General features: G+C 37.4%; 20 protein-coding genes. 4 read left to right on the forward strand and 16 right to left on the reverse strand.

The window, feature by feature from the left end; genetic code table 11:
* Positions 1-26: 26 nt before the first annotated feature.
* A complete protein-coding gene (locus A5883_RS07445) occupies positions 27-680 on the forward strand; it encodes a GntR family transcriptional regulator (protein ID WP_086338240.1) in 654 nt (217 codons plus the stop codon).
* 137 nt (positions 681-817) lie between these two features.
* Positions 818-1,315 carry a GNAT family N-acetyltransferase gene (locus A5883_RS07450; protein ID WP_086338241.1) on the forward strand — a complete coding sequence of 166 codons (498 nt, stop codon included), beginning with the start codon at positions 818-820 and terminating at the stop codon, positions 1,313-1,315.
* Between the two features lie 139 nt (positions 1,316-1,454).
* On the opposite strand, the gene A5883_RS07455 is transcribed toward A5883_RS07450, so the two are convergent.
* The 13 genes from A5883_RS07455 to A5883_RS07520 form a co-directional block, all read right to left on the reverse strand.
* A complete protein-coding gene (locus A5883_RS07455) occupies positions 1,455-2,156 on the reverse strand; it encodes an ABC transporter ATP-binding protein (protein WP_086338242.1) in 702 nt (233 codons plus the stop codon).
* Complete coding sequence (locus A5883_RS07460) at positions 2,150-3,349, reverse strand: Tat pathway signal sequence domain protein (protein WP_086338243.1); 1,200 nt, start codon at positions 3,347-3,349, stop codon at positions 2,150-2,152. Before A5883_RS07460 ends, A5883_RS07455 begins: the two co-directional genes overlap by 7 nt.
* Positions 3,346-4,377: a hypothetical protein gene (locus tag A5883_RS07465; protein WP_254907827.1), complete on the reverse strand. Its 1,032-nt coding sequence runs from the start codon at positions 4,375-4,377 to the stop codon at positions 3,346-3,348. The genes A5883_RS07460 and A5883_RS07465 overlap by 4 nt, the downstream gene beginning before the upstream one ends.
* 367 nt (positions 4,378-4,744) lie before the next feature.
* Positions 4,745-5,779 carry an amidase family protein gene (locus tag A5883_RS07475; RefSeq protein ID WP_086338244.1) on the reverse strand — a complete coding sequence of 345 codons (1,035 nt, stop codon included), beginning with the start codon at positions 5,777-5,779 and terminating at the stop codon, positions 4,745-4,747.
* 60 nt (positions 5,780-5,839) lie between these two features.
* A complete protein-coding gene (locus tag A5883_RS07480) occupies positions 5,840-7,054 on the reverse strand; it encodes a phosphopentomutase (RefSeq protein WP_074535911.1) in 1,215 nt (404 codons plus the stop codon).
* 4 nt (positions 7,055-7,058) lie between these two features.
* Positions 7,059-8,213 (reverse strand): YhfX family PLP-dependent enzyme, encoded by a 1,155-nt coding sequence (locus tag A5883_RS07485; protein ID WP_086338245.1) that lies wholly within the window; start codon positions 8,211-8,213, stop codon positions 7,059-7,061.
* Between the two features lies 1 nt (position 8,214).
* The gene (locus A5883_RS07490) at positions 8,215-8,568 is read right to left on the reverse strand and encodes a PRD domain-containing protein (RefSeq protein ID WP_010748297.1); all 354 of its coding nucleotides are present in this window, start codon (positions 8,566-8,568) and stop codon (positions 8,215-8,217) included.
* 105 nt (positions 8,569-8,673) lie between these two features.
* Entirely contained in the window at positions 8,674-9,597 is a 924-nt protein-coding gene (gene yhfZ / locus A5883_RS07495; RefSeq protein ID WP_086338246.1) for a GntR family transcriptional regulator YhfZ, read from the reverse strand.
* A 4-nt stretch (positions 9,598-9,601) separates the two neighbouring features.
* Complete coding sequence (locus tag A5883_RS07500) at positions 9,602-10,705, reverse strand: aminotransferase class V-fold PLP-dependent enzyme (protein ID WP_086338247.1); 1,104 nt, start codon at positions 10,703-10,705, stop codon at positions 9,602-9,604.
* A gap of 10 nt (positions 10,706-10,715) precedes the next feature.
* Positions 10,716-11,588 (reverse strand): phosphotriesterase family protein, encoded by an 873-nt coding sequence (locus A5883_RS07505; protein WP_074535918.1) that lies wholly within the window; start codon positions 11,586-11,588, stop codon positions 10,716-10,718.
* A gap of 13 nt (positions 11,589-11,601) precedes the next feature.
* A complete protein-coding gene (locus tag A5883_RS07510) occupies positions 11,602-12,918 on the reverse strand; it encodes a YhfT family protein (protein WP_086292346.1) in 1,317 nt (438 codons plus the stop codon).
* 24 nt (positions 12,919-12,942) lie between these two features.
* Positions 12,943-13,305, reverse strand: coding sequence for a DUF2620 domain-containing protein (locus A5883_RS07515; protein ID WP_074535920.1), 363 nt, complete (start codon positions 13,303-13,305; stop codon positions 12,943-12,945).
* A 378-nt stretch (positions 13,306-13,683) separates the two neighbouring features.
* Positions 13,684-15,747, reverse strand: a complete 2,064-nt coding sequence (locus tag A5883_RS07520) for a glycosyl hydrolase 115 family protein (RefSeq protein WP_254907828.1) — start codon at positions 15,745-15,747, stop codon at positions 13,684-13,686.
* Between the two features lie 406 nt (positions 15,748-16,153).
* Here A5883_RS07520 and A5883_RS07525 point away from each other — a divergent pair, with 406 nt between their 5' ends.
* Entirely contained in the window at positions 16,154-16,558 is a 405-nt protein-coding gene (locus A5883_RS07525; protein ID WP_086295313.1) for a hypothetical protein, read from the forward strand.
* Positions 16,559-16,597: 39 nt separating this feature from the next.
* The gene (locus tag A5883_RS07530) at positions 16,598-17,107 is read left to right on the forward strand and encodes an AAA family ATPase (protein WP_086338723.1); all 510 of its coding nucleotides are present in this window, start codon (positions 16,598-16,600) and stop codon (positions 17,105-17,107) included.
* A gap of 213 nt (positions 17,108-17,320) precedes the next feature.
* On the opposite strand, the gene A5883_RS07535 is transcribed toward A5883_RS07530, so the two are convergent.
* The 3 genes from A5883_RS07535 to lepA all read right to left on the reverse strand — a co-directional run bounded on the left by A5883_RS07535 (position 17,321) and on the right by lepA (position 20,810).
* A complete protein-coding gene (locus A5883_RS07535; RefSeq protein WP_015509648.1) occupies positions 17,321-17,572 on the reverse strand; it encodes a hypothetical protein in 252 nt (83 codons plus the stop codon).
* A 271-nt stretch (positions 17,573-17,843) separates the two neighbouring features.
* Complete coding sequence (locus A5883_RS07540) at positions 17,844-18,794, reverse strand: zinc-binding dehydrogenase (protein ID WP_086338248.1); 951 nt, start codon at positions 18,792-18,794, stop codon at positions 17,844-17,846.
* A 180-nt stretch (positions 18,795-18,974) separates the two neighbouring features.
* Entirely contained in the window at positions 18,975-20,810 is a 1,836-nt protein-coding gene (gene lepA, locus A5883_RS07545) for a translation elongation factor 4 (protein ID WP_005226023.1), read from the reverse strand.
* Positions 20,811-20,935: the final 125 nt, after the last annotated feature.

Here is a 20,935-nt window from a genome sequence, read left to right on the forward strand (position 1 = left end):
CAACAATAAAAAAAGCAGGTGAAGAGATGGAACAAAAAGCAGCATTACCCGTTGATAAAGCCTATGAATATATAAAAACGCGCATCATGGATGGACGTTTTCATCCTTCTCAAAAATTAATTGAGAACGATTTAGCACAAAGTATTGGTGCCAGCCGTAATACCATAAAAAAAGCGTTGCTTAAGCTTGAACAAGAAAATCTAGTTATTTTGGAACCAAACAAAGGAGCAAAAATTAAAGCCTTTGAATTGCAGGAAATCAAGAATTATTTGGAAATTCGGGAGGTTCTAGAAGGTGCGATTTTGCGTCGGACCGCCAAGACGATTTCTACCTCCGATATCAAAGCACTTGAAGATCTGATTGAGCAAATGAAGGAATTTGCTGCCTCCAATAATCTGAATGGGTATTCACAATGCAATCAACAGTTTCATGAAATTATTTATCGTGCCTCAGAGAATCAGGAGGCAGTTGCCTTAGTCAAACAAATCAAAACACAATTGCAGCGATTGCAGCTTCGAACGAATCTCGTTCCCGGACGAATTGAGCAATCGATCCAAGAACATCAGCAGATATTGGCAGCGCTGAAAGCAAATGATGGCAGTGCTGCTCAAAAAGCGGTCGTTGCCCATATCACCCATTTAAGAGAAACAATCGATGCGAATTATCAACAGCTGATTTAAGTAGGAAAACGTCTATTCTGATAAACTATAGCGACTAGACAAGACGAGCCATCGCTTTCGTTTCGGCTATATGTTTGAATGTGAGTTTTTTGATAAGCAATCAGTTCGCCTATTAGGAAAATTAAGGAGAAGCACACATGAACATTTCTTTTCGTCCCCCGCTATTACAAGACCTTGAGTCTATAATGAAAATTGAGCGAGCTAGTTTTACGGTAGATGAAGCAGCATCAGAAAAAGCGATGAAAGAGCGTATCTCAATCATTAAAGATAGTTTTTTGGTTGCAGTCAATAACGACGATCAACCGATTGGCTATGTTGTTGGACCGATTATCCAGGAGCGGTATTTATATGATGAACTATTCGAAAAAACCAGTCTAAATCCTCCTTCTGGCGGTTATCAAAGCATTCTTAGTTTAGCTGTTGCACCCGAGTACCGACAGTTGAAGGTTGGCGGAAGATTACTTAAGGAACTAGTCTGCCAATGCAAAAGACAGCAAAGGTTAGGCGTGACTCTAACCTGTCTTGAGTCATTGATCCCATATTATAAAAAACACGGTTTTCAGCTAGAAGGCCAATCTGATTCACAACATGCCGGGGTTCCATGGTTTAATATGGTATTCGATCTGGTAGAGTAACTGTTATCTAGTCACAGGAATTTTTTCACAACAAATAAAAAAACGCGCACCAACTCTAAAGCCTCTCATCAAACAGCTGTCTAGCTGATTCTTTTGAATGCTTTAAGGTTGGTGCGCTGCTTTTACAGGCAATAACGAGCTAGTTGATAGAAAATTGGTCCTTCATATAAATCTCCTGATATTTTTCCATCAATGATTTTTTAGGATCATTGTATTCAAACATAACCCCATCTTTCAGAAATAAGATCTGCTGAGAGATCTCCTCCAAATTATACAAAATATGAGAAGAAACCATGATCGCTTTTCCTTCTGCAGCCAGCTGCTGCAAAATAGTCGAAACCAATAAAACATTGGTAGGATCCAGTCCGTTCATCACTTCGTCCATGAACATATATGACGTATCCCCGATTACTTGCATCGCAAAACAGAGCCGCTGACGCATGCCTAATGAATAGGTCGCTACGCGGTTTTTTGCATAATCTTCCATTTGTAGCAGAGCAATGATCGTTTCAACCTTCTTTGATGACTTCCAAATACTTTTGTATAGCTCAAGATGTTCAATACCGGTAAATTCCTCGAACAATTCACTTTGATCTGGTAATAGAGATACATTTTCTAATAAACGGCTTTTTTTCTTTAGCGAAGTGAAATCTTCGCCGTTTAATGTTGTCTCGCCAGAAAAGCGCGGTACTTGTCCCAGGATTGCTTTCATCATTGTGGTCTTGCCAGTACCATTTGGCGCTACTAAACCAATAATCGCCTTTTCTGGCAATTCAAAGGAAATATTTTTTAGGATCTGCTTATCTCCAAAATTGACGGATAAATTCTGAATGCTCAACATTTTTTTCGTCTCCCTTCAATCAGATAGGTAAGCAGAAGCAAACCCGTTAAACTAACGATCCAGGCTAATAAGATCCTGACTCCGAAATCAAAACGCATCCGAGGATCATAATAATCAAACCAGCTTCTCCCCAATACGACCTTCCCAATACTAACAAAAGAAGTGGGGAAAAAATGCCAGCTATTGTATGCTCCGCCACCTCGAACCAGATAAAAATTACTGGAAACAAGCAGCAGCAATGAAAACATTGCGCTAATAATCTGGGAAGAAAACCACTTATTTAGTAAAAACGCAAATAGAAAACCAAGAATCAGGAACAACACATAGAGAGCAAGGCAACGAAGCAACACGTTTCCCAACGTCGATAAAACAAAATTCACTTCGATACCACTCGTCCAATAAACCGCCACTGGATAATCTAAGCGCCCAACTTCATGGGTAAAGCTATAGAGAAAAACGCAAGCCATGACTGGTAAAAGCAAGCTGAGCCCATACGCTAACCCAGCTGCAGCTTTGGCTAAAAATCTGCGAGACTTGCGCAATGGAAATGTCGCAAGCAGTGTCTCATGTTTCTGGTCCCGTGTAAAACTATCACTAATTCCTAAAATGAAAAAGAAAAGCAAAGCCATTGGCAAGATCGTTTCACTGCTTCTGAGCAATGCCTGCAAAGCCGTTTTTTCCTCCAAGGCTTGTGCTGTCACCTCCCCCTCATAGCGGGCAAATTCCTGATATTTCAAGATATTTTTTTGATAGTCGTAATGTCCATCGATTTTTGCATTCGGATTATTGTTTAAATAATAAGGAATGTCGTAACGTAGAACCCCAATATCGTTTGCGAATAGCTGCTCGTCAGAAAATCGATACCATTCACTCGTGGCTTCAGCGTATTGCCGCCAATCATGATTATCGATCGCTGCTAATCGCATTTGATCCCATTTGTTCCAAATCGGAAATACACTCAGCGCATAATGAACATAAAAGTGAGTGTTTTCATCCACAGTAGTATTTTCTAGAAATGTCTGCCTTTCCGCAACTCTAGTACTGATAACAGGTCGATTGATTTTATCGATCGGCTCGAAAGTGGATGCGACCTGCAACGTATAGTAGACACCTAAGAAGAAAAGCAGAAAAAAAGAGACATACGTTCTTTTTTGGCGAAACTGTCGCTTTAATTCGAACATCCAGATACTCATTTCCTTAATCCCCCTTTCAATCGTTGTGTGGTCAACCAAAAAAGAGCGACCGTATAGATGAGCAAGAGGATCAGAGCGAAATAAAAAGAATAGAATGACCAATCACTGGCAAAAGCATAGTCTCCTTGAAGCAGCTGGAAGACATTCAGAAATTGAAATGGTGTAAGCAGCCAGATCCGACTAGGAACAATCAGCGGTAATGCCCCAAGTAAACTAGCAAGTAAGCAGGTTTGTAAGACGTCTTTCGTTACAGTAAAAATGAACGAGGTCAAACAAATGGCAAAGCCAGTGATGACAATCGTCATCAGAAAATACAAGAGCAAAAAGAGAAGAAATTCAACTGCTTGAATTTCCCGCAACCAATAGGCAAAAGGATATGAAAAATCAACATGATCAAAAAAGAAAGAACAAAAAACAGCACTGATCAAAAACAAGCTGGTCCCTATGGTGCAAATTGCCAGTCGAATGATGATAGGAATAAAAATTCGGTCTCGTTTTCTAAAAGGTAAGCTGTTGGAAAACTGCGGTCGTTTCACTTCTGAAAGAAAAAGATCTGCTGACCAGAAAACAGTCAAATAAAAAAGTAGTGCGCCATAGAGTAAAAAAACGGTTTTCCAGTAGTCACTGAATCCTTGCTGATTCCAATGAAATTCTTTTCTTTTGGCAAGTACTTGTGTGAACTCACTTGTTTCTTGAACCACTTTTGCCTGTTTTGGAAACAGGGATTGGTCAGTTTCAGCGGCATACTGCTCATAGAACGTTTCCATTTTTTCACCATAATCTATACTGGCAGATAGATACCGTTGGCGATTTTCTAACATAGCAGATTGTGTCATGGTTGCTAAAGCGTTGGATTGATCGATAAGACTAAGGTAACGCTCATCGGTATTCTCGACATCGGTCAAATCAATTTTTTGATAACTTTGCAAGGCGATATCGATAGATGATAGTCGTGCCTGAGCAATAGCTGCGACTGTTTCTGTCACATTTTTTTGAATGAAAACAAAAAATAGCGGCAATAACAGCAAGAATACTACTATAAAGCGATGCTTTAGGCTGTTTGTTTCTAATTTTAGGTAAAAGAGTAAGGTGTTTTACAAAAGACGCTCCTTATGATTTTCATAGATAAACTTCAACATCACTACTTTCTACAAAAAGTTTGATGAATTAAAGTCCATTTTTTTAGTCTAAGTTAAAGATAAACCAAACCATTTTCATCACATTTCAAAACTTTCATCTTTATATTTTATATAAAAAGCTATTTTAACCTTAATATTTTCTATTTCATCAGTCAACACATTTTGAACGAAAAAAACCAAAGACAAATAAATGTCAATGGTTTGACTAAATCTTATTGGATTTCGACTCGTTGCTATAATTTCAAAGATATTCGTTTTACAAATTATATCCATCGTCAAAATAAGAATGATGATCGAGAAAATAATTCTTCAACAATCTATCTTCTTTGGCGATAAGTTTTTTTGCTAAATGAAACATTTGTTGCTCAATTCCTGATTGAGGCTTTCCGATTATTAAGTACCCAGTAGCTAGACTTGTAGTTGGAACGATCAACCCGATAGCATTACACATATTGACAACTCTGATAAATCCTTTTTTACCAGCAATTTGATTTTCTCGCGTCTGATCATCAAAATGTCCGATGAGTGTTTCACCAATACCGTAAATGTCAATTGGTCCTTCTTTCGAAATAATTATATCTACATCTAAAAACAATCGTTCTACTTCATCAATTAATTTTTTACGACTTTCTTGATACTTATAGGAAAAATCCTTCGTAATTATTTTCATAGTCTCCATGTCTACTGATAAAAGATCCTTATTTATTTCTGAGTCTACAGCAATAATTACTGTCTTTTCTTGGTCCTTATGATCAGTAAAGATTTGTGCTAATTGCTTTATGAGATCTATTTCACGACTAATAAGTCCGATGGATGGTGTGAAAGATATGCCATCTGTTGAAGATTTTACCATTTTTTCTAAACTGAGCATTTTCTTCCCCACTTCCGGATGGATATAACCAACTAAGTTTAAAGCTGCTGCTGGAGCTAAAACTGAACCACCTCCGTCCGTACCGATTCCAACATCATTAATACCTAAAAAAACGTTCACAGCTGTTCCACTCGATGAACCAGTCATTACACCACCAGTAATTGGATTTCTTAAATCTATATCTATCCCTCTTCCTTTATGACTTGCTTTGTCAATCGTGTGAAGATGGAAGCCATTTTTCTCCAAAAAATCTATAAAGAAAGATGTGAAAACTATAGAATCTTTCAGTCCAATATAATATCCAGAAGAGGAACTGATTTTCTCTATGCAATTGGGAAATACTTTAATTACGGAGTTGTAAAAATTTGCCATTGCTAAACTTGTTCGCTTGGAATACTCTTGAACTTTATTCTGCTCCATGTTATAAACTCCTTAAAAGGCTCGATTTTGGTTTTACAACCATTAATCGAGCCATTACATTTAATTAATAAATAATTCTGGCAAAAATGACTGACCATTTTGAGGAGGCGAAACGTTAAAGTAATCTGCTACAGTTGCGCCAACATCTGCAAGGGTTTGTCTATTTCCTAAATATTTATTATGGATACCTGGACTATAAAGCAATATGGGAACCTTTTCTCGAGTGTGATTGCTGTGCCCTATCGTGGGATCGTTCCCATGGTCTGCCATAACAATTAGGATATCCCCCCTTTTTAAGGATGGAAGCAATTCTTTGATTCGTTTATCACTAATTTCTAAACGATCAGAATAACGATTTACATCTTCCGCATGACCAGCCAAATCAGTTTCTTGAATATTCAGCGCAAAAAAACCATGATCAAGCGTTTTCACTTCATTGATCAAATCATCAAAAAGACGATTTGTATCAACTCCTGGAAATAAGCGTTTACTATCCGTCTGGATAATATCCGCGACTTTGCCCAAAAAAGAAACTGGGATATTTGCATGATCTAAGATTGTGGGAGTTTGAACATTTTTATTAATACCATATCCAAGATGAACGACTTGATAACCAGTATTATATACGCCAGATTGTGGAGCATCTACTCCTGCAATTTCTCCATTCCTTGTTTTTCTTGCTCCGAGTAAGTCTTTTAATGTTATGTTTTCACCACCAAAAGTAATGACTCTAGAAACCTCAACCACTTCCCTTACAACATGCCCAATTTTTGCCAAGTCATTAAAGGAGATCAAATCCAGACAAGCGGAAACATTATAAACTTGTCCATAATCTGTTTCCAAGTTATCACCGACCGTTGCAAGTTCATCTACAACTAAAATCTGTGTCCCGCTTTCACCCACTCTTCGAACTTGATGACCATACTTTATCAGATTAGCTTCGACTTCATCGATTTTTTGATTGAATGGTTGAATCAATGGAATCTTAGGTGTTGTGCCCATAATTTCTTGATGTCCTAAGAATGAGTCGGCTCCATAGTGTGCTAGGTCAGCTGTGCCATAATTTGCTGTCGGTGAAAATTTATGATTTTTTATCTCAAAACCAAGAGCATTCATCAAACCTAAGCTTTCCAACGTTGGTATATTAATTGACGGATTGGAGGCAATGATATGTGCAGCAGTGTTGCTTCCTAGATCTCTAGGTCGAACCTCCTTAACATCATCCATTGCGCCAACGCCAAAACTATCTAAAACGATAACAACAAATTTCCCCATTTTTTCACCTTCTAACTATATTTCCAAGGCTATCATATATACCTTCGACTTTTGGCAAGCCACTTTGAATACCTGAAACAACTGCTACATCACTTCTAGTAACAAAAATTTGTGTTCGAAATGCAGCGATAACGGTAGCTCCCACAGGGTGGGTGGATTCTGTTGAAAGATAATAATCAATATTTTCATTGCTAAAAGGTCGAACTCGGTCTTTTTTAACTGATTCCGAACTTACAATCAGGGCCGAGTCAAGATGTCCACGTCGATAATATCCACCACCATAAAAATAAGCATGATTATCTAAGTTATGCGATATTTCGCTCACATAAACCATAGCTGGATGTTCCGGTAACATCATCTTTGAATGTAATGGTGTAGTTCCAGTAAGTGCATGTCCGGGTTCGCCTTGTGTTCCCCCAATTTTTTTTATGAAAGGAATAGTTTCGTGACAAGTTGCTGACGGAATATTCACTTCTTTTATTACGATCCCTAACTCTTCAAAAATTTTTTTCGCTTGCTGGATCGTTTTCACATTATTGGTAGGTAATAACTTCGATTCGCCATCAAATAAGAAACAAGGAAAAGAGGTCACACCTTCAATGGTCACATGGTCTGTTTGTCTAACTAATTCAACAATTGAAGATAACTCGTTTAAATGAAATCCACCAAATTGCCCCTCGTAAATCTGATCATCAGATTCAATGATTTTTACTAGAATCTTTTGTTTTATAGTAAGCTCTTCAGCTGCTTGAATGATTTGTTGTAACGCCTCCAAAGAATAAACCGTGATATAATCAGTTCCGTAATTCATGATTCTAGTTAAAAGATTCCGTGGTATTTGAACTAAATGACCCACATTTCCTAATGGTAGATTTTGTTCCATAAGAATCAATGCTTCTTTATAATCCACGACCACCGCTTTTTTGATTCCCGAATCATGTATCTTTTGTGCAACTAATGGGTTGCGGCCAAATTGCTTAGTCATATAAAACAAGTTTATTCCATGTGTCTTGGCATCTTCTGCTAAGCTTGCAGCATTTTTTTCAATCATATCAAGATCCAAGACATAGGTATCTGGAAGTATTTTTCCTTCTTTATGGAGAGAGATTGCAGCGTCAACCAATTTTTGATTTCTTTGGATGGTAACATTCAAAAACATGTTATTCCTCCCTCAACATATTGATGATATGAAGATAAAAGTAATCAAGCTCAGCTTCAGCAAATTGCTTTCCTTTTGTCATTCTTTGAAGATCCTGCCATAATTCTTTCGAGTGAAGAAATTTTGGATCAGATTGGATTTCCTGACTGATAAAAGATTCGAGGTCATTTATCGTCTCATTTTGCTTTCGTCGTTGGTCTGCCATCGCTAGATGAGTCAAAAAGACATCCGCTTTTTTATCATTATCAATAATTTTTTGCTGTAATAAATAATCTAATACGCGCAAAACATACTCATAAGTATTTTCATCGATTACTTTTGAACTTAGTAATATTGCTAATTTTTCTCTAATCATCTAATCCCCCTATTTCACTCAAAACACAAAAACATATTCTATCAAGCAATGGATAAGAAACTAGGTTTCCTGATTGCCTGCCCTGGTATAAAACTGTAAATGAAATCAATACTGAGGAATTAAACGCCCTTCACAAACCTCTTTTTGAATAGTAAGAATTTTTTCTTTATCTACGCTTTTTTGGAAGAATGCTTTCATAGACGTTTCTTCCGTATGGGTAATGATAACGGAAGTACTCATTGCTTGCTCCATTTCACTTCCTTCTAATGGAACAGCATAGAGCCCTTGATGGTTTTTATCTCTAATTTCATCAAAATTCCAGATCCCAGCATCAATGCTACCATTTTGTAAAGAAGATACGATTTGATGCCCTTGCATTTCAACAAATTCAACTTGTGTCTCATTAACGACTGCTTTCGTTAATAATTGTTGGTCAATTGAACTATAGTCAATAGCAATCTTCATCCCTTTTTCAATTGACTTTTTTTTCTTGTCCCTAAATAGCAACACATGCTCACTAAGATAAGTATGTTGTCCAAAGTCCAATGTGATTTCAATCGGTTCTCCATTTTTTATTGCTTGATTTGCCGCAAATTTTGAAACAATTGCAAAACGATACGTTTTATTCAAGATTGATCGAACACGCTCTTTTGATCCTCGAATATATGCAAGATTTAATTTAATTTTATTTTCTTTGAAGGCTTCATATATTCCTGTTGCTAATCCCTCATATAGACGTGAATATGGTAAGGTCATTGTACCGAGAATCGTATCTGATAACGCATATTCTTGCAAAATATTATAATTAATTTCTTCTATAAATGTGCCCATATGACCGTGACTTTTAACTTTTATTGCATCAATCTCTTTTAAAAAACTCCAAGCATTTTGAACAGTCCCTCTGGCTACTTTATATTTATTTTGATATTCCGTAACACTTTGAACTCGATCGCCCTTTTTCTTTTGTAAAAGATCTGATGCTAAGTAGTTAACAATGATTCCTTTTTTCTTTAAAAATTCTTCTCCCATAGACTCACACCTCTTTTTCAACAACATCCATTGCCTGTTTTAAAATCCGCATGATCGTGTCTGCACCTGATCGATTGGGATTTATACGAATCATGAATTGTTCAGCATCTGGATCATCTGCTCTAAATGTGCCAGAAACCCGATAGACAAGTGGAGAGAACTCATATTTTGATTCTGCTCCTACTGGATTGGGTAAGGCACCAAAACTTGTAGCTTGTTCAATGACTTTTTTTGCAATTGGCTTTTTTAATTTGACGACAATTACCTTCGACTGAGCATTGATTAGAAATGCTTTTTCAATCCCTCCAATTTCTTGTTGATTGATTCGACCACAAACCTCTTCACTTACTTTTGCTGATATAGCCAATGAGACCGGTGCATAGATCAATCCTTTTAAAACGTCTATTGCTTCATGACCTTGGACCTGCCCACCACCAGAATAGTTGTCATTCTTCAGGCGTTGAATCGCTTTTTTCTCACCAACAATACAACCAATACCTTCAGGACCAAGCAATTTGAACGTAGAGAAACAAGATAGATTGGCACCGAATTCGGAACCTAACCCCTTAGTTTTTAGAGCCGAATAATTGTCATCAGTAATGATCTGGATAGTTTCATCAAACGATCGGATAAAGGCAATCAATGATTTTAAATCATAGGAATCAGCAAATTTTTGTCTTGTTACTTGAATCAATATTCCGTCTACTTTATTATTCAAAAGTTTTTCTTTGACTTCCTTGAGATGATTATAATCAGCAAAAATTGTTTTTAATCCTAACATCTCAATCGATACTTTTGACGTAGGATAGATTGGTGCATCATGAACCATTAAAGTTTTGTTAGTTCCTAAAAGAGAATATAATGCTAACCTAATGGCATTCGTACCAGAACCGCGTACAAGCATCGCAGCCTCAGCATTAAAAAAATCTGCCAAAACCTTTTCAACTTTTTGAGTAGTCCTCGGCTGATTTAACCCTTTTACAACACCAAGATCCCCTCGTGTTAGAATTTCTTCACCTGAGAAGTTTCTGGTTATAGCATCTACAAAGCGAAACTGCATTTGAGTCGCTTCTTCTATCGACAAACTTTCTAAAGGGAATGTCTCCATAATTTCGCTCCTAATTCATAAATATTCTTGGATTATCTCGTAGCATTTTATCGATAAAATTCTCAGATAAACCATTTTCAAGTGCAAGTGGAACAAATGTATCCAATAAATAAGAATACCCTATTCCACCTCGATATGCTAAATTTGACTTTCGAGTAATATCCATTGAAAGAAATACTTTGTCTTGATAACCACGTTTTTCAATCTCTTTTAGCATCTCTATTCTTAGCAGATCTGGTTGATAGTTCTCTTTTCCAATCGTGTCAAATTCTACATATACCCCTTGATCTAACATTCTTAAAATATAATCACTATTACCGGTCAAATCCACATGTCCAATCACCACTTTATTTAAATCAGCCCCATGCTCTTTAAAAAAGTTTACTTGTTCATGGCCAAAGGTTCCCAATGTTGTGTGAGTCGATATAGGAACATTACAATGTTTTTGAGTGAGGACAGCAGCGATAAATATTTTTCTTTCTCGTTCAGTCATATGGTTTTTACTTGTCCCTATTTCACCGATAAGTTGTGCTTTGATACTGGTTTCCGCAATTCCATTTTCTATCTCATTTACCATAAAATCAGTCAACTCTTCAATCGTAGCTGACGTCACAAATTCGGGTAAAAATTTATCTTGGTAAAATCCTGTTGCTTGAACAATATTGATTTTAGATAGCTCAGATACTTGCTGAACATATTCGGGATTTCTTCTCATGTCCATATTTGTCAGGTCTACTATATTACGAACTCCCTTAGAATACAATTTTTTGTATTCTGAAACAGTCTCATCAAAACAATTTAAGTTCGTATCATCATCTTTCTTCAAACGTGAAAGATCGATCGTAGTATGTTCATGCATATAAGTTATACCGTCTAACAACATCACTTCAATCCTCCTAGTTTGCAACTATTGGTGCGAATAATCCCAATAAATACAAAATGTTGACAATAACGCCTAAACTGATTGCAGCAATAGGACCCACGGCTAATTCTACGACTGGTTTTTTCGCTTTTCTATTCAAAAGCATCAAACCGATGACCCAGAAAAAACCTATTCCTGGTGCAATTTGCTCAGATGCCATCGCTCCCCCAATTAAAAGAGCAACTTCTAATACTTTATTCATAGCTGTACGAATATGTTCACCCATTTCGCGTATGCCTGGAAATTTGTCAAGGGCTTTTGCCATTAAGGTCAACAATTGTACTTCAACAAACATTAGCAGTGCGCCCACTAGAAAAGCAACAAGAGGATTACCATTCAATAAGATTCCTGCGACAAATACAAAAGTCGTGCCAGCTGGGCTATACACACCTGTAACGATTGCAGTTGAAAAAACTAAGGGAATGAAGCCAATTCCACGAGCAAAAGCAGCTAATGCAGCTTCACTCATTTTTCCTTCTGAAAGCAAATTTAATGAAATAGGATCACCTGCAATAATCATCAAACTTGTTGATGCCGCCACTAAGCCCCCTGTAACGGATAACCATAACCAGTTCTTCTTAATACGATTCACACGTTCTAAAAATACACTTACAAGGCTCTCATTTGAGTTACTACCATCGCTTTTCACTTGAATGGCATAAACAATCATGAAGAGCATCCCAACAAGTAAGGACATTCCTTCTGCACTAAGTGTTAATGTTGCGCCATTTCCTAAATCAAATGTACCAAAACGTTTTACAACAAACAATGTTAAAAGCGTAGCGCTGAATGAAATCGCACCTTTTTTGAATCCATGTTGACTAGCGATTGCAATCGCTGGAAAAATACTAAAACCAATAACTACAGGAGCACCTACTTGCGAAAGTGAGTCCATAAAGTTCACCGGCATCATTGCAAAGAGATCAACAACCGCTTGGAGTCCAATAACTAATCCAACACCATAAATAGCTCCTACACTAGCAGCAACAATAACTCCGATTTTGCCTTCCGGTGCCCAAGATCCGATAATATCTGTCATTAATAATACACTATGGACTAATAGAATAGATGCACCTATTGAAACAGGAATGCCAAATCCAATGACTAATCCAAAACTTAAAGCAAAACTTGTCGCTGCAATTTCTTTCTTACCAATTTTTCCTTCTAAAAATTCCGGAATGATTGGCCTTAATCCGTCATTAAAAACAGCGATTCCTTTATTTGCTAACACTGCACAAAGTCCCCCTAAAAGTGCAATAGCAATTAATTCAACAATTTTCGACGATTCCATCTCTTTTCCCCCAAATTATATAATCTATTGTTTTTTTAGTTCGTCCATAATGATAGGTACTACTGCTTCTTTATGCTGAGCGGTAAATCCAAAAGCTTTTTTTCCTGAACTGACATGTTCTCTTATTTCAGATTCCGGCATCACTTTTCCAGGCATAGAAACAGTTACACAGTTATCATGGCCTAATAAAGCTAATGCCATTGCCAGAGCACCCCCACCACCAGTATTACATGCCCCGATGTAGTAGTCAGCTTGTTTATTTTTGACTGCCATCGCAGCATCTAAATCACTTTTGATAACAATCTCGAACTGATCATCACCAAACGTTTCGACTAATGCTTTCACCTCGTCCTTATCGATTTGACCGCCGATAACTATTTTTTTCATCACAATTTCCTCCTTACGAATGTACATTTTTTTGTATATTGATAAATAATCAATAATTACAAATTGATTGTAACCGGAGACACAATCAATTGCAAGCCCTTTCTAAAAATCATTTGAATGGAAGTTTGTTTCAACTCTGCCCTTTTTTAAAACTTTTTTATGAAAAACCTACTTCGCTTAGCGTATACTCACACCAAAAAAAGTAGGTTTCTTTGTTCCTCTTAGTCACTTATTCCTATATTTATATTCTCGAATTCCTTGGGCAGTATAACTTTGACTGTTGTGTTGTCGTAGTTTTTATTTGTAACTATAAACAAAATGCAACTTTATAAATAAAAAATGCAAGGATGTCTACTCGCGTCTTTAAAATTACTTATTTCAATACATTAAGGCTACTCTGATTTTTCTTGCTAACTTTTCATCCGTCAGCGCTTTTTTAGTATTTGAAAGCAACATAACTCTTGATTCAGTGGGATCCATAATATATTTTCTCTCCCACTGATCTTGATCTGGACTATCGCCAATGATGCGAATGTAAGACAACAGACTTTTGATCATCTCTTTTGTCAATGTTAGGTTGGTATAGCCGTCGTTTTCATAAAAATCATACCATGTATCACTTGGATTTTCCTTCAGTATTTGAATTAGTTGATGAATTTCTTCTAACGCATCGAAAACTTTTACAAATACAAAGACCATTTCTTCCCGATCAAGCATCTGATAAGCGTCTAACAAATGGAGCAGTGCTTTTAACGTTTTGCATTGAACGGCTACTGAGAGGTAAATATCATTAAAAAAGCGAGCATTTTGCGCAGGTTTATCCTGAAGGGATAATGTAATCTGCTGGCATCTCAGCAATAGATTCTCCCAGGCTGCTATCTTTTCTCCTACTATAGAGAAAATTTCTGTGACTTGCTCCTTGATTTTTTTATCACCCGTCAACCATTCTATCCTCGGAATTTTTGTTTCTTGCTTGAGCCAGGATTGAATAATTTTTCGAATCAAATAACAGGCAAACTCGTCCCCAGCGGTTTGATCCTCATGTGTTCCATAGCGGATAACCGCTTCAAAGTAAGCTTCATAGACAGCTTGGATCTCTTCTTGCTGATTTTGATAGTATTGTGTTACATGCTCAGAAATTATCTCTTGATCGGTTCGTAACTGATAATCTGCTCGCCAGAAATTCGCTATTTCTTGTAAGAACAAAATATGCGGTTTTATGTTGCCTGTATTGACTAAGACAAACTTATCCATCTTGACATCTCTAACCGCCATTAACTCTCTAGAAACAAATTCTGGGCTATTAGGCAAGATCGTCAAGAAATTAGATGCTTGTAAATCATGAAAGGCAACGTGATAATAAATTCCTCTTGATTGATTTGGTTTTGATGTGTTTGTTAACACCTCATCGCGTGGATCATGATTTCCTTGTCTACGAGAAACCATTTTTCCATAACCATTATCCGCCCAAATCTCAATCACATCATCTGGAAGCTCAAGTAAGCCAAGATTAAATAACTCCGTCATCTCCCCATAAATGTTCATCGAGCATACTGCATGAGGATCAACTTCTTTAACCATATGATATTGCAGATGGACGATTTCGTTGATCACTGCTGCTTTTTCCGCTGCTGACCACTGTCGATCAAGATCTTCTGCCCAAAAAGGACAATCCCCTTGTCCGCGAAAACCAAGTGTGTAGATAACCTTGGTACCTTTTTGCTCGTGTAAGGCTTTTTTCCATAATTCCTTAAACAACGCAAAATGTTCCTCGTATGAAGCCTTCAAACCAGGATACCTTCTAGCAAACATCTCTGCGCCTAGTGGCTCGGCATGATGATGTGTATAGATCAACCCCATCGCTTGCGCACTTTCTCGATGTCTATGACTGTTCTTATCTGTTCCAGGGATGATGACATTTCCGCCTAAACGTAACAATGTTTCATAAATCCGTTCCCATACATATTCATTTGAACCATTATCTTCCCATTGATCCAGCAGCAACTCATCATTGACGAACCAGCCCCGATAGTCCGTTGCAAAATCAGGCAATGTTAAGTCAAAATCTGTCCATTCAATAAACGGTTTTTTTATTGGGGGAATCTCCATGAAATACCAAAAAGGGTGAACATCTAAAATTTTATGTGAGATTTCAAGAACCCCATACATTAATCCTAACGGTGTTTCAGCACACACTTTTACTTTATCTGGCGATACGAAAAGTATATGAAAAGCATCCGTTTCATTTTTTTCATCAAGTAAAACCAATTCAATTTTATTTGCCTTCCTCGTGTCTGTCACAACGGTTAAAATGTCACGTTGCAAGATCTCGCAAGCATGTCCAATCACTTCATTTTCCAGCTGTTTTGACGTGACAGAAGTATTTTTCGAAATGAAAAATGTTGGTTCCATGTAATCACCCGTTTCATCTTTTTCTTTCATTATTTTAACTCTAATGAAAATCCAACTACTGTACTGTAACTAATATTCTATCTATAACTTGATAGTCAATTCGCTCTTAGAAAAAATAGGACCACATTCTAAAAATCATTCTAATAATCCCCATTTAAACACTTTGAGATCGTTTACAAGTATAGAATAAACGAAACCTTTCCCCAAAAAAATAGAGAAAATCGATGAAAAAATAAAAAAAACAGACTATTTTCGTATTGTGGTTTTAATCGTCTTCTTTTAAGTAAACACGTCTCTCATAGACAGATTACTTTAATTCAATCAATAATTTCGTCCTTCCCATTACTAGATTGGCGATACAAGTTAGCTAAAATTTCCCTCGCTTAGCACTTTCATCCTGATATAATGAAGTAAATCAACGACAAGGAAACATAGCATGTCAAAAATAATTATTTCTGGAAGTATCGCTTTTCAAAAGGATTTTGAAGAACTGACGAATACACTTACTGAAAATGGTCATCAGGTGATCAATTATCCAAAAGCCACGGACGATCTTTCTACTCAGTTTCCAACCTTATTCGTAGACTTTTATAAAGACATAGAAAAAGCCGAGATTTTTTATTTGTATAACAAAGAAAAAAATGGCATCTGTGGTTATATCGGTGCAGCTGGCTTTGCGGAAGCAACCTTTGCTTTGACTCGAAAACTACTGTACGGACAGAAAATCCAATTGTTTTTGCATGAGGAACCGAGTGAAAAAGTAGCTTGCTCTGAAGAGATTGGGCTGTGGAAAGAGAATGGTTGGATCACAGTTAAAAATCTAAACACGTTTTTGGATTGAGAAAAAAATACTTTTTATATGAAAGCTGGCGGTAGTCTGATGAAAAAGCTTATATTGATCAGTGGTACGATGGGAATTGGTAAATCAACTATAACTGAAGAACTATCCAAACAAACAAAGCAGTCTGTTTACCTTGACGGGGATTGGTGCTGGATGATGAATCCGTTTATCGTCAATGAAGAGAATAAGGATATGGTGATCAACAATATCCATTTTCTGTTAAACTCTTTTATCAATAACTCTATGATCAACGTCATTTATTTTTGCTGGGTTATGGATGAGCAAAAAATTGTGGATCGAGTCTTGAACGGCATCGCATTGGAAGATATTGACGTGCAACACTCCTCATTAATTGCCTCGCCAGAAAAATTGCAGAAAAACTTTGAAGGAGATATAACCACCGGGAAACGAACACTATCTGATTTACAGCGTTCACTGGATAGGTTACCAAAATATACTGAATTGCGTTCAAGAAAAATTGATATTTCCCATTACTCTGTTGCGGAGACCGTTTCAAAAATAAGAAAAATAATTTTGGCATCTTCTTAAATATTCCTTCAATTAGTAAATTTTGGCCCATGTTTTTTAACGCAACTATTCTCAGAGAGTTACTTCTTGTGACTGACACAAATAAGCCCACACTCATAAGAGCATGGGCTTATTGAGATCATTGTCAATTCTAAATCTTCAATTGAAATCTGGCTTTTATCAATTCAGATTTCAATTGCTGAATAATGGTGACAATTTCTTATTATTCTTCAATTACATATACTTCTCAACTTCATCAATTTCTTTTTGTAGTGCTTTTTCATCGTACTTTTCATACTTACCGGCTTCGTGTGCGATCTTTTTGATTTCATGAATCGCTTTTTTCTCAACGATCCATTTCTTCATACTATGTTTTTTTGCATCTGCATCTAGTGTGTCTAATTCAGCTAAATTTTCATCTAACTTATCAAGAACCTCTGCAATCTTTACCAATGCTTTTGCTTCCTTTTCTTCATAGTTTGTCATAGATATCACTCCTTAAGTATTTGATATATTTATCTTACTGCTGTAATTAAATATTTTCAAATTAAATGTACTGTGTATCACAAAGTTTTATCTTATTCTCACTGAATAGATAAAAACTATAATTTTTTTGCAATATTCTATTCATTTTACATTTATTTTTATCCTTAAAGATGTATCATAAGAGAACTATCGATTATATAAAAAATGCCTTAGTGAAACATCAAACATTCGGTGTATCGTTTGCAATAAAAACATCTAGTTTTTTACCTTCTTATGGTTGCAGCAGAATTTTACCGATACTTTTTCCAGATTCTAAATAATCATGGACAGCTTTTCCGTCAGCTAATGAAAAAATGGTTGGTTGACTGATTTTCATTTGATCCTTGCTAAAGTAGTCAAACAATCGAGAGCTTCTTCTCTCCCGCTCTTGAAAACTTGTCAAGTAATCCCAGAGATCTCCTGTCAAAATACTTTTTGATTTAGATAGCAAGGGAATAAAGTCGATCGCTGGCGGATTTCCGCCGGCCATGCCAAAAAAGACAACCTTCCCTCTATTTTTGAGCAAGTCGACACTTTCGGCTAATGTATGCCCAATGCCATCATAAACGGTATCAAAGAAAGAAGTGTAGGTATCTTGCCATTCTGTATTTCTTAAAAAGACTTGTTTTGCGCCTTGGTCTAAAGCCAGTTGCCGCTTTTCTTCCGTAGAAGTGACGCCATACACTTCTAGACCATCAGCGGTTAATAATTGCGATAAAATTTGTCCGACGCCACCACTTATCCCATGGACGAAGACCTTACTATGATTCACATTATTGCCAAGATCATGAGCTAAAAAATCAGCTGTCAACCCTTGCAGACCAATACTGGCTGCTAATTTAGGTGGTATACCTGATGGGATACGGATGGCATTTTCCTCAGGAACAGCCACCAATTCTGCATTAGCAAAAGGAACATCCACAAAAAGAATCGTTTCCCCTAGCTGAAACTTGGAGACAGATGTTCCTTTTTGAATAATCCTCCCTACCCCTTCATAGCCATTAATAAGAGGCTCTCGGGATTCAATATGATAGGTGCCCTTTCTCCGATAAATATCAGCATAATTCAACCCAATATACACCATTTCTACCAATAGCTCATTTTCATGAATGATGGGATCCGGCAAATCCCCATATGTTAAAACAGTTGAATCACCGAATTCATTAAAATACAACGCCTTCATGCGCAAATCATCTCCGATCTTCAATCTATCAAAAGCCACGCATCAATCGATTGAAACTATCTACTAAACAACCGACGAATGTCCCTTCGGTCATTTTATATTTTTCCTTTTATTAAAAAAAGCACCTTCTCTCGAAGGTACTTTCATTTTATTCCTCTTACTGACATTCGTCAAAACAGATTATTTCTTCGGTTCATCCTCATCCATCTTCAGAACGGCCATGAAGGCTTCTTGCGGTACTTCGACGGAGCCGATTTGTTTCATCCGCTTCTTCCCTTCTTTTTGTTTCTCTAAGAGTTTGCGTTTTCGAGAAACGTCACCGCCGTAACATTTCGCCAATACGTTTTTACGCAAGGCTTTGATGTCGGAACGCGCAACGATTTTTTGTCCGATGGCTGCTTGGATCGGTACTTCAAATTGTTGTCGTGGGATCAGTTTTTTCAGTTTTTCAACGATGGCTTTACCGCGTTCATAAGCAAAGTCACGGTGAACGATAAAGCTTAACGCATCAACTTTTTCAGTATTCAGCAAGATGTCCATCTTCACTAGCTTGCTAGTTCGATAACCAGACATTTCATAATCCAGTGATGCGTACCCTTTGGTGCTGGATTTCAATTTATCAAAGAAATCAAAGACGATTTCCGATAGTGGGATCTCATAAACGACGTTTACACGATAATCATCCAAGTAATCCATCGTGACAAAGTCTCCCCGTTTGCGTTGGGACAATTCCATTACAGCACCGACGTAATCATTAGGCACCATGATTTGTGCTTTGACGTAAGGTTCTTGTACGTTTTCAATTGTGACTGGTTCAGGAAATTCTGCTGGGTTATCAACGACCACCATTGAGCCATCTGTCTTGTTGACATGATAGATTACGGATGGTGCAGTCGTAATCAACTCAAGGTTAAATTCACGTTCTAGCCGTTCTTGCACGACATCCATGTGTAATAGGCCTAAGAAGCCGCAACGGAACCCAAATCCTAATGCTTGAGAGGTTTCTGGTTCAAATTGCAATGCTGCATCATTCAATTGTAATTTTTCCAATGCTTCTCGAAGGTCGTTGTAGCGTGAAGTATCGATTGGGTACAATCCGCAATAAACCATCGGATTCATTTGACGATAACCAGCTAAGGCTTCTTCTGCTGGATTGTTGGCTAATGTCACCGTATCCCCGACTTGGGTATCTTTAACGGTCTTGATGGCAGCAGTGATATACCCAACATCGCCCACCATCAACGCATCTCGTTGAATGGCTTTTGGTGAAAAGACACCAACTTCCGTAACATCAAAGGTCTTGCCATTGCTCATCATTTTTATTTTATCTCCAGGTTTGACCATCCCGTCCATGATACGGACGTTTAAGACCACCCCACGATAGGAATCGTACACGGAGTCAAAGATCAACGCTTTTAGCGGTGCTTCAATATCACCTGCGGGAGCTGGGACATACTCAACGATTTGTTCCAAAATGTCTTCGATCCCAATACCTGCTTTGGCACTTGCTAAAACAGCTTCACTGGCATCGATACCGATCACATCTTCGATCTCTGTTCGTACTCGCTCAGGATCGGCAGCTGGCAAGTCTATTTTATTAATGACTGGTAGGATCTCTAAATCATTGTCTAACGCCAAGTAGACGTTTGCCAATGTCTGTGCTTCGATCCCTTGAGCTGCATCAACGACGAGCACGGCGCCTTCACAAGCAGCCAAACTGCGGGAAACTTCATAGGTGAAATCGACGTGCCCTGGGGTGTCGATCAAATGGAAGATGTAGGTTTCGCCGTCTTTGGCGGTATAGTTAAGTTCCACGGCATTTAATTTGATTGTGATTCCTCGTTCACGTTCAAGATCCATGGAGTCTAATAGTTGGTTTTGCATTTCTCGTGACGTCACCGTATGGGTTTGTTCCAAAATACGGTCCGCCAATGTTGATTTCCCATGGTCGATATGGGCGATAATGGAGAAATTACGAATCTTCTCCTGTCGTTTTTTCATTTCTTCTATGTTCATGGATACGTTCCTCATTTCTTTTAGTCAGCTTTTCTATTATACCAACGAAACGCCAATAGATAAAGTATTTTTCTTAACCGTTATTTAGACATATTCATTCAGGTTTTGCTATACTAGAGCTAGCA

The sequence above is a fragment of the Enterococcus sp. 5B3_DIV0040 genome (assembly GCF_002140755.1).
In the GTDB taxonomy this organism is placed as follows: domain Bacteria; phylum Bacillota; class Bacilli; order Lactobacillales; family Enterococcaceae; genus Enterococcus_D; species Enterococcus_D casseliflavus.

What these genes read in the sequence shown, in the direction of transcription:
- A5883_RS07445 (WP_086338240.1), top strand. Translation starts at nt 27, where the DNA reads ATGGAACAAAAAGCAGCATTACCCGTTGATAAAGCCTATGAATATATA.
- A5883_RS07450 (WP_086338241.1), top strand. Translation starts at nt 818, where the DNA reads ATGAACATTTCTTTTCGTCCCCCGCTATTACAAGACCTTGAGTCTATA.
- A5883_RS07455 (WP_086338242.1), bottom strand. Translation starts at nt 2,156, where the DNA reads ATGTTGAGCATTCAGAATTTATCCGTCAATTTTGGAGATAAGCAGATC.
- A5883_RS07460 (WP_086338243.1), bottom strand. Translation starts at nt 3,349, where the DNA reads ATGAGTATCTGGATGTTCGAATTAAAGCGACAGTTTCGCCAAAAAAGA.
- A5883_RS07475 (WP_086338244.1), bottom strand. Translation starts at nt 5,779, where the DNA reads ATGGAGCAGAATAAAGTTCAAGAGTATTCCAAGCGAACAAGTTTAGCA.
- A5883_RS07480 (WP_074535911.1), bottom strand. Translation starts at nt 7,054, where the DNA reads ATGGGGAAATTTGTTGTTATCGTTTTAGATAGTTTTGGCGTTGGCGCA.
- A5883_RS07485 (WP_086338245.1), bottom strand. Translation starts at nt 8,213, where the DNA reads ATGTTTTTGAATGTTACCATCCAAAGAAATCAAAAATTGGTTGACGCT.
- A5883_RS07490 (WP_010748297.1), bottom strand. Translation starts at nt 8,568, where the DNA reads ATGATTAGAGAAAAATTAGCAATATTACTAAGTTCAAAAGTAATCGAT.
- yhfZ (WP_086338246.1), bottom strand. Translation starts at nt 9,597, where the DNA reads ATGGGAGAAGAATTTTTAAAGAAAAAAGGAATCATTGTTAACTACTTA.
- A5883_RS07500 (WP_086338247.1), bottom strand. Translation starts at nt 10,705, where the DNA reads ATGGAGACATTCCCTTTAGAAAGTTTGTCGATAGAAGAAGCGACTCAA.
- A5883_RS07505 (WP_074535918.1), bottom strand. Translation starts at nt 11,588, where the DNA reads ATGTTGTTAGACGGTATAACTTATATGCATGAACATACTACGATCGAT.
- A5883_RS07510 (WP_086292346.1), bottom strand. Translation starts at nt 12,918, where the DNA reads ATGGAATCGTCGAAAATTGTTGAATTAATTGCTATTGCACTTTTAGGG.
- A5883_RS07515 (WP_074535920.1), bottom strand. Translation starts at nt 13,305, where the DNA reads ATGAAAAAAATAGTTATCGGCGGTCAAATCGATAAGGACGAGGTGAAA.
- A5883_RS07520 (WP_254907828.1), bottom strand. Translation starts at nt 15,747, where the DNA reads ATGAAAGAAAAAGATGAAACGGGTGATTACATGGAACCAACATTTTTC.
- A5883_RS07525 (WP_086295313.1), top strand. Translation starts at nt 16,154, where the DNA reads ATGTCAAAAATAATTATTTCTGGAAGTATCGCTTTTCAAAAGGATTTT.
- A5883_RS07530 (WP_086338723.1), top strand. Translation starts at nt 16,598, where the DNA reads ATGAAAAAGCTTATATTGATCAGTGGTACGATGGGAATTGGTAAATCA.
- A5883_RS07535 (WP_015509648.1), bottom strand. Translation starts at nt 17,572, where the DNA reads ATGACAAACTATGAAGAAAAGGAAGCAAAAGCATTGGTAAAGATTGCA.
- A5883_RS07540 (WP_086338248.1), bottom strand. Translation starts at nt 18,794, where the DNA reads ATGAAGGCGTTGTATTTTAATGAATTCGGTGATTCAACTGTTTTAACA.
- lepA (WP_005226023.1), bottom strand. Translation starts at nt 20,810, where the DNA reads ATGAACATAGAAGAAATGAAAAAACGACAGGAGAAGATTCGTAATTTC.